Genomic DNA, 13,938 nt, shown 5'->3' with positions numbered 1-13,938 from the left:
AAACGGGACATTCCAAAATCTTAGAAAAAGGTAAAACGACCTGTCGCTTAATTATCGAAAGTGGATTAGGCGATTACTGTGGACACATCAGTATTAAAAATCTAAGCCTTCTTTCACATCTAAAAGAATATCCCGCCCATAGTCTTTTCTACGAGCGGGAACCTCCCTTACCTATTATCAAAACCTACTATTCAATACTAAGTCAAAAAGAACGTACATAAAGACTGTCATAATTGTAGCAATTCCCGAAGCCTTTAAAGGACCTTCTTTTCCTATAAAACAGACAACAATAAACAAAAAGGCAAATACAGCAATTAAATAATTCGTAAAATACAGGATTAAGATAAAACCAACAATACTTATAACAATCACTAACACGGGTAACCATGACTCATTTTCACTATCAGCTGGTTTCTCACCTTTTGTATCGTCTTTGTTCGAAGGGGTAGAAAACATTCCCTGCTGAGTAAGGAACGGAAATCGTTTTCCAAAAGAGGTAACTGTCTCGCCGAAAAATTGAATAAGAAGCATAATCAACGTAACACTACCTACCACTATAGGAAATAATCTAGCTTGTGAATTATAATTAAACCCGACTATAACAAAAACTAACATTGCTACAATCAGAATTAAGCTGAATATACTACGCTCCGTAATTTTCATCGGTTTTCCCCCGCTTTCTCTTAATTATTGGTAATATAAGGATGAAAACGGTAATAATGATAAAGGAGAGTGAGATTGGACGAATGAAAAATCCTGCATATCCAAGCGAGTCAATGGTTTGATGGAAGCTCTGTTGTAAAAGCTCACCAAGTACCACAGCAATAACTAAAGCGACTCTAGAATACTGGTAACGAATCATAGCATATCCAATGAGGCCAAATACCAAAGCTGTAATAACATCTTGAATTCGTCCATCTGCAGCGTACGAACCAATTAATCCGAAAACTAAAATAACGGGCGCAATATATACCGTTTTAATCATCGTCAAACGTGTAAGCGGCGAGGCTAAAAGAATCCCGACAATCCCTACTATAAAATTAGCAAGAACAAGTGTATAAATTAAAGTTAACGCAATTCCTGGATTATCCAACATTAAACGCGGACCTGGTTGAATACCATGAATGGTTAGTGCACCAAGCAGTACTGCCATCTCCAAGCTACCTGGAATTCCAAAGATTAAGGTAGGTACGAGTGCACCACCATCTTTAGCATTATTAGAAGATTCAGGAGCAATGACCCCTCTAACATCACCTTTTCCAAAAGATGCTGGGTTCTTTGATGTAGAGACTGCTTGTCCATAAGCGATGAAGTTAGCAACTGCTCCTCCGACCCCAGGAATGATCCCAATAATAGTACCAATTATCGAGCTTCTCATAAATAATCCAAAATTTTTAAAGACTGAACCGATTCCTTCATAGACACCTTTCATAGAGGTGTTAACCTTCTTTGAAGAGATAGCACCTTTTTTAGTCCATAATGAAATCGCCTCTGCAATAGCAAATAAACCAATTAACATTGTAACAAGTGAGATTCCATCCCATAAATAGTCTGTTCCAAAAGTATAACGAACGGCACCTGTAACTGGGTCATATCCTATAAAAGCAATCATTAGACCAACGCCACCAGCAATAATACCTTTCCATAATGAACCTTGTGAAAGCACAACAATCATCGCAAGCCCCATTACAGCCATCATGAAATATTCTGGATACGAGAACGCAAGAACAAGATACTTTCCTATTGGTAAGATGGCTGTTAGTATAAGTGCCCCGACAACGGCACCGAGGACAGAGGCTGCCGCTGCAGCCCCTAGTGCTTGCCCAGCCCTTCCTTGTTTCGTCATTTCAAATCCGTCGTACACAGTAGCCGCATTTTGGGCAGTTCCTGGTGTATTGATCAATATAGCGGTAATGGAACCACCAAAAGCCGTCGCACCTGCCGCACCAATAAGCAATGTTAATGCAGTCGTAGCGTCCATAGCAAAGGTAATTGGTAGCAGTAGCGCTAATACTTGTGGACCACCAAGTCCTGGCAGCATACCGAATAACAAGCCCAGCAATGCACCAATAAATAAATATAGTATACCTGGCCATGAAACTAGTTCTAGTAGTGCCGGTAGAGCTGACTCTAGCATAACCTACTCTCCTCTCATCCTGAAACTAAAATCTACTCACTTTTTAGTAAGTCTACATACGGTACCAACATTTCCAATGAATCTTCAGCCGTTTGTGCTGCATCTGCATAATCACTTGGGTTATGGAAAGCCCCTGCTTCTAAAACTTGTTCAATATATTCTTCATCATTAACAGCTTTCTCAAAGGCTTCACGTAAAATAGTAAGTGTTTCTTCAGGTGTTCCTGGCGTTGTCGCAATAGCTCGGTACAACGAAACAAGATTAATAAGGTTTTCATGACCTAATTCGGTAATTGTAGGTAAATCAGGATACTGTTCAAGCCTTTCCGTTGTATAAGACCAAAGAGGTACTAAATCACCAGATTCAAAGTAAGTACTTAAACTTTCAACAGGGAGCTGAACGATATCTACATCACCTCTAATAGCTGCTAAAATAGCTTCTGTACTACCTGGATGGTTGATCGTTCTTACATTAATCCCAAGTTCATCCGCTGAAACAACTAGTCCCAATCCATCTGTAGATGAAATATTTGTAATACCAGCTCTTACTTCATCAGCATCTTGAAGCTGTGAAAGTTCAGTGAAATTTGAACTTGGAGAGGCTGCTGCGATGTACTCTGTTTTCGTAATATTACCAATGTACTCGTATTCAGTTAAGTCATAACTTGCTACTTCTAATATTTGTTGTACAAAGTGTCCTGGCAGGTTAACAACACCTAACGTGTGTCCATCTGGCTTAGCACGTGTTAATTCCCCAAGTCCAATATTTCCATTTCCCCCTGAGATATTTTCGACAATAACCGTCGCATCATTAGGCAAATATTTTGCAAGATATGGTGCTAGCATTCTGGCTGCTAAATCAAACCCACCACCTGCACTATACGGAACGATTATTTTAATTTCTTCTTCTGGAAAATTTGCAGTAGCTTGTCCATTTTCGTTGTTACCGCTTTCATTTGTCTCATTGCCTTGAGATCCTGTTTCACTGCTACAGGCTATCAACGATAACAATAATATAGAAACTAAGCCTAATAAAATAATGTTACGTTTTTTAATGTAATGAATGATTTTCATTTTGACCTCCTAATATGTATATGGATTTTTTAATATAATATAGAGATTAATAGAAAAAAGACTATTGAAAAACCTATCTTCCCTTTATACGGAACGAAAATTTCAAATTTTAAGATAATTATTGCAATTAAATAATAATGTTATAGACTTTTAAAATTCTTTGCATTTTTGTCAAGCGTCTAAATTGTTGCTTTTTTTTACGTTTTTTCAAGAGCTATTTCCCTACTCCTACAAACTATTTCTAACGTAATAATAGTGGAAATACTTCATAACAGCCCTCCTTAACTAGAATAATAATTTTATTTTATAAAAAAAAACCCCTAAAAAACATCTGTTTTCCTGTATACAGAACACGAATATACCCGATATATGCTTCTTTAATAAAAATAATGTTTATCCTCTAATATACTGTGAAAATAACAATTAGGAGTTAGAATCAATTTCTTGATTCACAACTCCTATTTTAATTTATTATAACATTGATCAATCAAATTTGTTTGCGTCTCCATCAAACGACTCTTCAGAAACCTTGATAGATTCTGTTGGACAGCCTTCAAGTGCATCTTCCATATCTTCTAGAAATTCTTCTTCTACTGCTACGATCCCTTTGTTATCGTCTAACGTTACATAAGCAATTCCCTCATCATCATAGTCATAAATATCTGGAGCGGCAGCACCACAAGCCCCACATGCAATGCAAGTATTTTTGTCGACAATTGTAAATTTAGCCATTACGATAACCTCCTTAAATATACATATTTTTATTACTAGTATAGAAGTTTGAATTCACCTAAATAAACTTCCACATAATTAATGGCTTTTAAAAAAGTTTATTTTACTTTGACTTTACATCCAAGATGCCGTTCTCTTATAAGAAACATCACCTTCAAATCAACGAACCAGCTTAAAAATTATAAGTAATTTAATTTTTAATGATATGATTAAAATTTAAAATTGTATATTTCTTTAATACTATTTAGAATTATAAGTATCTACTTTTTTCTTCTAAAGGGAGTAAAATAAATTCATATGACTAGAAAAGGGGTGGCAGGAATTGCAAATTTTTCAAATAGTTGATATAGAAAATAAAGTAAAAGAGTACTTAGAGGAAGAAGAAGATTATAACCTTTGCCCCTATGGAATAAAGGCAAATAATAAATTGTACTTTTATGGGCATATTGAAGAAAAAGGGTTCTTCGTGATTGATAAAGAGGGTATATTTATGTCTAGGAATGAAATAATTCCTGTATTCAAGGACTTTGTCCAGTCATGGACTATACTGACTGATAACTATAAACATTTTGAATACTGCGCCACCAAACGTTCTCTTTCCTCTTTTGAAAAGTTAAAATTTAACATGGAGAATTTTCAATATAAATTTAAATGGAAAATAAGAGAGTTAGAAGATGAGATTAGCAATGTTAATCATATGTTATCGGCGATCTTCAATGGACAAAATCAATTAAAAGAAAAGATTAAAGATGTTCAAACCTTTAAGAGTGAAAAGTTTGAAGAAAAACTGTACCTAGAAGAAGAAGAAATTAACCAATTAATTTCTTTAAATAGTGAAATGAACTGGATTCTATATCAACAAGCCCAAAGTATTGATAACGCTTTCGATTCATTGGGACAAATTTATTCTTTCATTACGAAAGAATTTACATTTCGAGAGAAGTACTTAAATTTTACGATCATCGCTTTAACAAAACTAATTGAACACTTCACCTCAGCAAAAACAATCCAACAAAACAAAGAATCTCTAAAAACGTTTGAAGAAAATCATAATGGGAATTATATAGGATTTCCTCAAGGAGAGACTGGTTTTCATATGTTCAATAAGAATATGCAAAATAAATTTAATGCAGATTTTACTTCTATATATATACCTAAGTTGATCAACAAATAATATGAACCAAACCCTATTACTAAAGTGGGGTTTGTTCATATTATTTGTCTTCTCTTTTCTCTACTACTTCTTCCTACTTTAGCCATCCTAACCCTTGTTAAGTGGGACATTTTGTATGATTCAACCGACAATCCGTCCATATATTCCCTCTTAGTTGTTCTACTCTGCTTATTTACTCTAGGATAATTTCAAATTACAAATAGCTGTTGAGAAAACTCCCAACAGCCAAAGGTTTGATATATAGACAATTAAAAAATACCTATTGCTTAAACAAGCTTATTTAGTGTTATGATTAAAGTAATAAAAAGGAGGGATTTTTTTATGAAGTTATTAAAAATTTTAAAGTTTACTTTCGCTATTAACCAAATTAATGAATCAGACTTAAAAGAATTGGGCATCCCTAAAGAACTTTGTAAAGACGTTTGTCAGTTATTATCCTATCGTGAAAATTAGTATAGCTTACTTAAATGATTATCCCATACCTTTTGAATATTTTTAGGCTGCCAAATAAACTCTTTCATATGGTTTATTTCATCGTCTTCTAACGAGTGTGCATACCCAATCTGGCCAGCCATGTACTGACGGTAAGCATTCTCTTCTAAAAATACGCTTCTTGCAAACACTTCTGTCAAGTTTTGACCTACTATTGCTGCACCATGCGCCTTCATAAGCACAACATAATTATCATCTAATGTTTCAGCTAGTTCCTTTGCAATCTCAGTATTGCTAATAGAATATGACTTTGGAAAGATTGGAGCATCACCTATAACTGCACCTTGAATAATAACTGGTCGCAAAGGTACTTTTGCAATGGTAAATAATGTCGACCATTTCGGATGAGTATGTGCGACGGCATCCACATCTTCTCGGGATCGATAAATTTCAGTATGCAGCGGGAATTCATTTGGGGGCTGACCTTCATCAGTAATTACATTTCCATCGAGATCCATCTGTATAATGTCATCAGAGGTTAACGCACTTCTGCTAGCTCTGCGGTCATTTATGAGGATTTGATCAGTCCCAGGAATTCTGGCACTAACATGCCCATTAAAGTCAATATGTTCCGCTCGCTCCAACATTCGGATCGTATTCACAATATCTTGTTTTAATTTTTCAATTCCCATAGTTTTATACACTCCTAACAATCGTTTTCATTTAATCAGCTGCTGTTTTAGGAACAAAAGCTAATACAACATTTCCTAGTAAAATAATTAGTGCTATAAAATAAAAGGTGAACATGATACCAAAAGTATCAGCAATAATACCACCAATTAATGGAATTAATGATGCCAATACCCCTTGTGTTGTAAACAATAAGCTTGTTGTCGTCCCTGACATACTTTCTTTTGTACTGCCCATAATCCAAGCTTGCATAACTGGCCGCAGTGAATATAAGAAGAAACCTAGTAAAGCTAAAGTACTAATAAGCAGCCAATCGATCTTAATAAATACAACAGCTACGATAAGAATAGATGTCACAATCGTACCTGAAAAAATAATTTTTCTTCTACCTACGTTATCTGATAATTTCCCCATTAAAGGGGCTGCGATTAATCCTCCTCCTTGCATAATCGTTATAAACAAACCAACCAAAAATGGAGAATAACCTAACTCAAGTAAAAGGAAAATAGGTAAGAAAGTCATTAAACCAAGTTGGGTCATTGAACGTGTTCCACTAGCAAGAGCTATAAGTAAGACTGCACGATTTTTTATTAAATCTTTAAATCCAGCTATATATTCTGTAAATGTTAATTTCTCGTTGTTTTCCTTTTTCAGCCCTTTATTTGATGTAACATTCGTTTTCCTCAACATAAATGCAATAACAAGCCCAACGACAACTGCGGGGATGATATTAAAATGAATGACCTCCTGCCAGCTCACAACTGCCAAGATACTCCCAATAACTAATGGGGCCAATAAATCACCTAAATTTGCCGACATTCCATGCACACCAAAGACATAGCCACGTTGCTTTGGATACAAGCTTGATAATGTAGAAAAGGAAGCAGGATGCCACATTTCATTACCTATCCCCATAATAATGACCAATATAACAATCATCCAGTAAGCGTTTGCAAATCCAAGGAACAAAAATGGCAGTCCAGCAAGTGTTAATGACATTAGCATAAGTAAATTTTTCTTATTTGTCATATCTGTAATGGCTCCAATCAGAATTCCTGCAATTGCTTTTACTACGTACATAATTGTGACTAATAACCCAGCCTGACTGACACTTAACCCATACTGTAACGTGATAAAAGGTAACAAGATATAAAAAGTTGCTGGATACCAATGTGTAAAGGTATGCCCTAAACAAATCCCCCAAAATGAAGCTTCCTTGTTTGGATTTCTATCTACGACAGTGCTTTGTTCAACGGCCTCTGCTTTCAAAATATATTCCCCCTTGCTTCTAATACTATCCTACTGCAAGAACCATTGCGCCAGCCATCCCCAAAAGAGCAGCAAAAATGACAACACGGCTATGTTTTTCAACCTTTCTTAGCAAAACCATTGACAATAAAATCGTAAAGATTACTTCTGTGGAAGCGATAAGAGCTACCCTGGAAACTTCAATTTTACTTAGAGCTAAAAAATAACAAATTTGACCTAATGAAGAAAATAACCCAGCTAGAATCAAGAAAATCTCAAACTTTGTAAAAGTCGTTATAACTGAAACACGATATCTTTCTCTGAATAGCGCTGTTATTACAAATAAAATAGCTCCAACACCAGCCCCTAACATTGCACCAAAAAAAGGTTCCGGAATCTCAGCCAACCCTATTTTTCTAGCAACATATCCAAACGCATAACACACAGCAGACAAGATCCCATACATATAACTTAGACTTATTAGTTTTTTTAAGTTAAATCTTCTCCAGCCTTTATTTACAACTGTACTATTTCCCGCATCTAAGCTAGCTGCCGTTTCCTTTTTAGATAAATTTGAATTGCTCGCTTTGTAGTTATCGTAAATTAATATTCCAAAACTACTAAAAATGAGAGACATCCCTATAAATAATGTCAGAGTAAATGGCTCATTAAGTAGTAGTACACCCAAAATAACTGCGAAAAAGGGGTTTAATCGTTTGATTGCTGTTGCTTTAACTGATCCTAAATATTGGATTGAATTATATAGAAGGGTTCTTCCAAGAAAGGTCGTTAATACACCTGCAATAATAAACCAGATTACCCCTTTGGTATTGAGGTTCGGAAAACCATTTGATAGGCCAACAAAAATAAAGATAATTCCAGAGAGCAAAGCCGTTATTAATATAGAAACAAATGCTCCATTATTTTTAGATGCTTTTGTCGTGCCTTTTTTTATCATCACATTTGATAAGGAAAATCCCAATGCTGCCATTAACGCAAACAAACTACCCATATTCGTTTTCCTCTCAATCTCACCATTTCTGGTTAACATTTTAAAAGATATTATTACACTAGTTTAGGAGGTATACTAAAAAGTACCCTCCAGAAAAGATGCTAGTTAAGTTACCTACCATACTTGAATAATCTCGCTTATTTCAACAGCCTCTTCTAATGTTTTTACAACAAATCCATCCTCTTCAACTTTACTCCATTGGTCATCTACTCTACGGAGTCCAACAACTACTTCTACACCATTATCTAATAAAAAATCAATTTCTTCTCGAGCAGCCTCATCATAGCCTAAAATAGCCACTTTCTTGCCTTTTAAATAACTGTAATAGTCTGACTTTCTTTCTAAATTCTCAATCACTGTTAATCACTCCCATTAGATCATCATTTCAGTTATACAGAATTTTCAGTCTTAGGATAGTATGGTAGTAGGATGAATTTATTTGTCATAGTCCCTTCTGTTATTACCATAAATGAAATAAAAATACTTTACGTAAGACCGTTCCCTCATATGAAACCCTTTTTAAAGATTTTTATCGATTGCCAACTGAATTGTGTTACCATCTTGAAATATGGGAGCCGATTAGTACATTAAATCATTACATTTCAAATATTAATGATTTAATTGTGACAGGTATAGTTCCTGATGGATAGAGAACCTTACCGATATCGATAAATTCAAAATCTTTAAGTGTTATTCCATCAACCACAATTACGTCACTTTCAATAAACTCTAACTCTTCCTTAAGGATATAACCAAGAGTATTTGCAATATCACCATCTAATACAATATAGATTGGCTTTTCTGTTTTAATTGTTTCAGAAAGTCCAAGTTTTATCCCTTCTGCCAATTGACGAACTCTTTGATATTCTGGATTTCCGTTCCATGAAAACGCAAGAACTACTTCTTTCTCACCCTCTTCTATATCAAAGCGTTTAAAATGATCTTTTATGGACTTGGCCAGCTTTTGGGGATTAATTATTTCTCCAATGAAATAATCAGGACGCAACACTTGAAGGTTCCGTTTTGGAAGAAGATCCATATCTGTAACAAATATCGTGTTGCCGCTCACTTGAACACTATGTTCAGAGGCACCAATAACTGTAGCACGGATGCATTCTTTTGCAGTGTATACTGGATATGGGAACTTGTTTTGGTTAAAAATAGCTCTAATTTCCTGTCCTAACCTTCTGCCTAAGTCCCCAAAATCTCTCGTTTCATTATTGTAAATATACTCGCCTACGCCTCCAGAAAAGATCACTCCATCAATATTCCTAAGTTGTGACAGCTTCAGAGTTAAATAAAGTGTTTCAAGCTCTTTAGGAAGTTGCTCCCCACTTACTACCTTAACGATTGCACCGGCCATCCAATTCGTCATTTTCTGTAACTCTTTTTCCGTTACAGAATCCCCAACTTTTAAATTTAAGCCAACTCTTTTAGCAATCTCAGCCCCACCTGGATCTAACCTTGATACTTTTTGGTTATCATCTATTACGACTAAACGGCCCCCTATATAAATTGCACCCGTTTCTAACACTTTCCCATTTTCAACGATGGCAAGCTTTGTTGTTCCACCACCTATGTCTATATTTAATAAACGGCTTTTATCATTATAAGATTGTTTGGCAGCACCCGAGCCGAAAGCTGCAAGAAGAGCCTCCATATTATGACCTGCCGTTGCACAAACAAAACCTCCTCCTTTATCTGACAAAACATCAGCAATGGCTCTTGAATTTTCCCGTCTCATTGCTTCACCTGTTAAGATAACAGCCCCTGTATCAATATCATTCGGTTCTATCCCTGATTCTTTATAAGCATCTTCAATATATTCACTAATTTTATTCTCATCAATTCGCTTATCATCTATATAGGGAGTCAACCGGACTGGTGACCGATAAAAAGATTCTCTCGAAGTAACAACGTAACGACTTGATAGATCTTCTCCAATTCTCCTTAACAATAGGTCAGAGAAAATAACTTGGGTTCCAGAAGAACCTACATCAATCCCTACAGAGGTTAATTCGATATTATCAACGAGCCAAAGACCATTTTTCCGTGGATTCAATTCAACCCCTTCAAATTCATCATCATGATGATGGTGGTGGTGTTCATGGTTGTGTTCATGGTTATGAGCATGGTCATGAGCGTGGCTATGGTGATTATGGTGATCGTGATCACCATCATGGTCGTGGTCGTCATGATGATGATGATGGTGGTGGTGTCCATCATAATAATTAATTTTCTGAAAATCTTTTTCCTTAACTTGAATGACCCTCTGTGAATTTCCTTCTTTCCCCATATATTCAACCCCCTTAGCAAATTAAAAAGTTAGAGCCGGATACAAATATGTAATATATTTGTACTCCGGCATACTAGGCTATTAAAGTTTTACTTTTTTTCTGGCAATGGTGGTAAATCTTCTAACTCTTTTTCATAAGCATCATCCATTCGTGGCTGCAAACCATTCCTAGCCAATTCATTAACAAACGTATCACGAACAATTTGTGACTCATCTGCATAATCAATTTGGTCTCCACCAAGTCTTTGACTGATCCACGCTTTAGGAACACCTTGCTCATTTCTAAATGCAACACCTTCGTATTTTAGAGCTAAGTAACGCGCTGGTGTTTTCCCTGTATTAAAATGTTGGTGATACCACATATTTGGTGGAACAACCATACTTCCTTCTTTCCAATCATACTTCTTAGGGTCAGAACCTTCTGGCCACATCAAGCTGTATCCTTCCCCACTTAAAATAATGACGTGTGCTCCAGGTCCGTGACGGTGACCCTTCTTGTAAGTTGCTACTGGGAACTCAGAGATGTGGCTATTCATTGAACCTTTAGCTAAGTTAAAGCGAATGTGTCCGCCCCCTGCTCCACGTTCTTTCGCATGAATAAGCTGAAGTTTAATAGCATCTGCAACAAAGTTTGTTTCTAATAATAATCCTTTTTGTTCACCTTCATTACTGAAATAATCAGGCTCTCCATTAAAACGGTCTTTAAAATCATATGGCGTATTGAAAATGAATTCAGGATCATCGAAAGTATTTACAATAATCGGGGCATTTGTAACAGCTAAGAATCTAGCTCTCTCTAAACCTGATCCATTAAAATGTTGGTGCCATGCATTAATTGGAATTGCAAATAATGCTCCTTTTGACCATTCAAATGTAATCTTTTTCCCATCATCATTCCACACCGTTGTTGAACCCTTGCCATTTAATACATAAATCATTTCTTCATATAATTGACGTTGAGGAGCTAACTTTCCTCCTTCAGGAATTTCACAAACATAGCAATCGTTTGATGTTCTAGAGGCTTCATGGTTAATGTAAACACCATACCCTTCACGTCTTGCCCACGGCTTCAACTCTACAGTGTGAAGATTCGGAATATAATGACCAGCAATGATATCTAACCCTTCTCTTTTTACCCACTTTTCATAAGCAGATACTTTTTCGGTTGAGAACTTTTTTGCCAATGATTCAGCTACTTTTGCATTTGCCATATAGAACATACCTCCATTTTTAAAATATTCTTTCTATTGTTATGGTAACTCTATTTTTATTTTAAAAAAACATTACATATTCAATTGTTTGATTAATAATTTCGTACTGAAAATGCTAGATTACGATTCATAACTATTTTTCATTTATTACTTATAACTCATTTTTTCCGTGACTATATCAAGTAGAAATGGCTTTTTCTCTGTTTTTATATAGGTGATCGCTTTTTTTAAAGCTACGTCTATCTCGTAAGGATTCTCAAGAGGCCCGACCGCTTCTACACCCATTGACTTGGCCAGAGTGGCAAAATCAACAAATGGATCCTCTAATTTAGTTCCAGTTACTCCTATTTCAACGTTACGGTTTCTAAATCGGGCAATACTAGCTTGGTGCTCCTCAGAATTATAATAGGACCGATTGTTATTCATTATTATTAATGCTGGTAGTTTATAATGGGCTAGTGTCCAAAGCCCGCCTGGAGTAAACAAAAGGTCTCCATCAGACTGTATATTAACAATTAATTTTTCTTCATTTCGGAAAGCTAGACAAGCACCTATCGTAGCACCAATCCCATAACCTAAGCCCCCTCCACCGCTTCTACCAAGATGTTGCCTTGGTTGATCCAGAGAAAAGATACGATGAGTCCAGCCTTGTAAATGCCCATTGGCAACCACAAAATCTTCATCCTTAATGACCTTCCATAATTTACTGGCTAGTCCGGGGGGGTAATCGGCTTAAGAGTTTCCTCTTTTCGTGCACGTGTCATCCAATTGTCTCTTAATCTTTTATGCCAGTGAGAGACTTCTATATACCTTAATTCAATATATTTGGAGTACGATGGAGATTCGACATTACTATGTCCTAAACGACTTATTAACATTTTTAAAGCACTAGCTGAGTCAGCTAAAATGTTAGCTTCAGTTGGGAACATTTTTTGAAAATCATTTGACCAAGAACGAACAAGATAATCATTTAAAGATATTGAAAACACTCTAGCATTTGACTTGAGAATAGATTCTGTAGTTCTTTGAACACGATTTATCTTTGATGTAACTCCAAACAAGTCCATTACATCTAATGCAATAACAACATCAGCCTGAGCAAGAACCTTTTGTGTATCATAAGAAAGATTCATTGGATGATCAGTTGGTATGTTTAAGCGACTTCCCCGGTCAATCACCGGAATAGCCCACTCTTTAGATAGTTTGGATAACAGTTCAAATGCGTAAGCTGAACGACCAGTTAAATCAGCTATGATAACTGGCCAGCTCGCTGATTTAATTGCTTCAGCAATAAGGTCAATCATTTCTGTTGAAGGGGCTGGTGCCTCAGCTTGTACGAATCCAGCAGTGCTTGTTGGCATACCAAACGATAATATATCCTTATTCTCCTCATTAACTGGAATGGGTTCTTCTTGTAAATCTGCATCGAAACATACATATACCGGACCCGCTGGCTCTGTTTTAGTGAGTTTATAAGCACGATAAATTGAATCTTGTAAACTATGGAGCGAGGCAGGCTGATCATCCCATTTAACAAAGTCTCGAACCAAGTTTCCCTGTACAAAAGCAGTATGGATCCAATCAATCCATGGTCTTCTTTTTTCCACTTTCATTGGACCCGTACCACCAAATAACATGATTGGTGTCCGATCACACCAGGCATTAAAAATCGCCATAGAAGCATGCTGCAATCCGACAATATTATGAATTGCAGCAGCCATCGGCTCACCGGTAGCCTTAGCGTACCCGTGAGCGATACTTACTGATATTTCTTCATGAGTACATTCGATTAACTGAGGCATCTCGACAGATGGATGATTCACCAATGAATCATGAAGTCCCCTAAATGAAGCACCAGGATTTAAGGCAATATAGGGTATATTCAATGATGCAATGTATTCTGCCATTAGGTCAGAACCATACTTCATTTACT

14 protein-coding genes are annotated in these 13,938 nt (G+C 36.1%); 2 read left to right on the top strand and 12 right to left on the bottom strand.

Annotated features, from left to right (window positions below; genetic code table 11):
- Positions 1-177: 177 nt before the first annotated feature.
- From LQ50_RS18985 to LQ50_RS18970, 4 genes are all read right to left on the bottom strand, one after another.
- Positions 178-663, bottom strand: coding sequence for a tripartite tricarboxylate transporter TctB family protein (locus LQ50_RS18985; RefSeq protein ID WP_034632279.1), 486 nt, complete (start codon positions 661-663; stop codon positions 178-180).
- The gene (locus LQ50_RS18980) at positions 644-2,137 is read right to left on the bottom strand and encodes a tripartite tricarboxylate transporter permease (protein ID WP_034632277.1); all 1,494 of its coding nucleotides are present in this window, start codon (positions 2,135-2,137) and stop codon (positions 644-646) included. Before LQ50_RS18980 ends, LQ50_RS18985 begins: the two co-directional genes overlap by 20 nt.
- Positions 2,138-2,169: 32 nt before the next feature.
- Entirely contained in the window at positions 2,170-3,210 is a 1,041-nt protein-coding gene (locus LQ50_RS18975) for a tripartite tricarboxylate transporter substrate binding protein (protein WP_034632275.1), read from the bottom strand.
- A 483-nt stretch (positions 3,211-3,693) separates the two neighbouring features.
- Positions 3,694-3,942, bottom strand: a complete 249-nt coding sequence (locus LQ50_RS18970; RefSeq protein ID WP_034632273.1) for a ferredoxin — start codon at positions 3,940-3,942, stop codon at positions 3,694-3,696.
- 322 nt (positions 3,943-4,264) lie between these two features.
- Between LQ50_RS18970 and LQ50_RS18965 the strand changes: the two genes are divergently transcribed.
- A complete protein-coding gene (locus tag LQ50_RS18965; RefSeq protein ID WP_034632270.1) occupies positions 4,265-5,116 on the top strand; it encodes a hypothetical protein in 852 nt (283 codons plus the stop codon).
- 321 nt (positions 5,117-5,437) lie between these two features.
- A complete protein-coding gene (locus LQ50_RS26330) occupies positions 5,438-5,569 on the top strand; it encodes a hypothetical protein (protein ID WP_272913735.1) in 132 nt (43 codons plus the stop codon).
- On the opposite strand, the gene LQ50_RS18960 is transcribed toward LQ50_RS26330, so the two are convergent.
- The 8 genes from LQ50_RS18960 to LQ50_RS18930 all read right to left on the bottom strand — a co-directional run bounded on the left by LQ50_RS18960 (position 5,566) and on the right by LQ50_RS18930 (position 13,933).
- On the bottom strand, positions 5,566-6,240 hold the full coding sequence (locus LQ50_RS18960; protein WP_034632269.1) for a class II aldolase/adducin family protein: 675 nt from the start codon (positions 6,238-6,240) through the stop codon (positions 5,566-5,568). The two genes, LQ50_RS26330 and LQ50_RS18960, sit on opposite strands and share 4 nt — an antisense overlap.
- 31 nt (positions 6,241-6,271) lie before the next feature.
- Positions 6,272-7,507, bottom strand: a complete 1,236-nt coding sequence (locus tag LQ50_RS18955; RefSeq protein WP_052144867.1) for an MFS transporter — start codon at positions 7,505-7,507, stop codon at positions 6,272-6,274.
- A 25-nt stretch (positions 7,508-7,532) separates the two neighbouring features.
- The gene (locus tag LQ50_RS18950) at positions 7,533-8,498 is read right to left on the bottom strand and encodes a DMT family transporter (RefSeq protein ID WP_034632267.1); all 966 of its coding nucleotides are present in this window, start codon (positions 8,496-8,498) and stop codon (positions 7,533-7,535) included.
- 114 nt (positions 8,499-8,612) lie between these two features.
- Positions 8,613-8,855: a Rossmann-fold NAD(P)-binding domain-containing protein gene (locus LQ50_RS18945; protein ID WP_034632265.1), complete on the bottom strand. Its 243-nt coding sequence runs from the start codon at positions 8,853-8,855 to the stop codon at positions 8,613-8,615.
- Positions 8,856-9,093: 238 nt separating this feature from the next.
- Complete coding sequence (locus LQ50_RS18940) at positions 9,094-10,794, bottom strand: ethanolamine ammonia-lyase reactivating factor EutA (RefSeq protein WP_034632263.1); 1,701 nt, start codon at positions 10,792-10,794, stop codon at positions 9,094-9,096.
- 89 nt (positions 10,795-10,883) lie between these two features.
- Positions 10,884-12,005 carry a cupin domain-containing protein gene (locus LQ50_RS18935; RefSeq protein ID WP_034632260.1) on the bottom strand — a complete coding sequence of 374 codons (1,122 nt, stop codon included), beginning with the start codon at positions 12,003-12,005 and terminating at the stop codon, positions 10,884-10,886.
- A gap of 147 nt (positions 12,006-12,152) precedes the next feature.
- Positions 12,153-12,677: a thiamine pyrophosphate-dependent enzyme gene (locus LQ50_RS25830; protein WP_202595395.1), complete on the bottom strand. Its 525-nt coding sequence runs from the start codon at positions 12,675-12,677 to the stop codon at positions 12,153-12,155.
- Between the two features lie 38 nt (positions 12,678-12,715).
- Positions 12,716-13,933: a thiamine pyrophosphate-binding protein gene (locus tag LQ50_RS18930; protein WP_202595394.1), complete on the bottom strand. Its 1,218-nt coding sequence runs from the start codon at positions 13,931-13,933 to the stop codon at positions 12,716-12,718.
- Between the last annotated feature and the right edge of the window lie 5 nt (positions 13,934-13,938).

It is taken from the genome of Halalkalibacter okhensis (assembly GCF_000787375.1).
Lineage (GTDB): Bacteria > Bacillota > Bacilli > Bacillales > Bacillaceae_D > Halalkalibacter > Halalkalibacter okhensis.
This window is presented reverse-complemented; position numbering and strand designations above follow the sequence as displayed.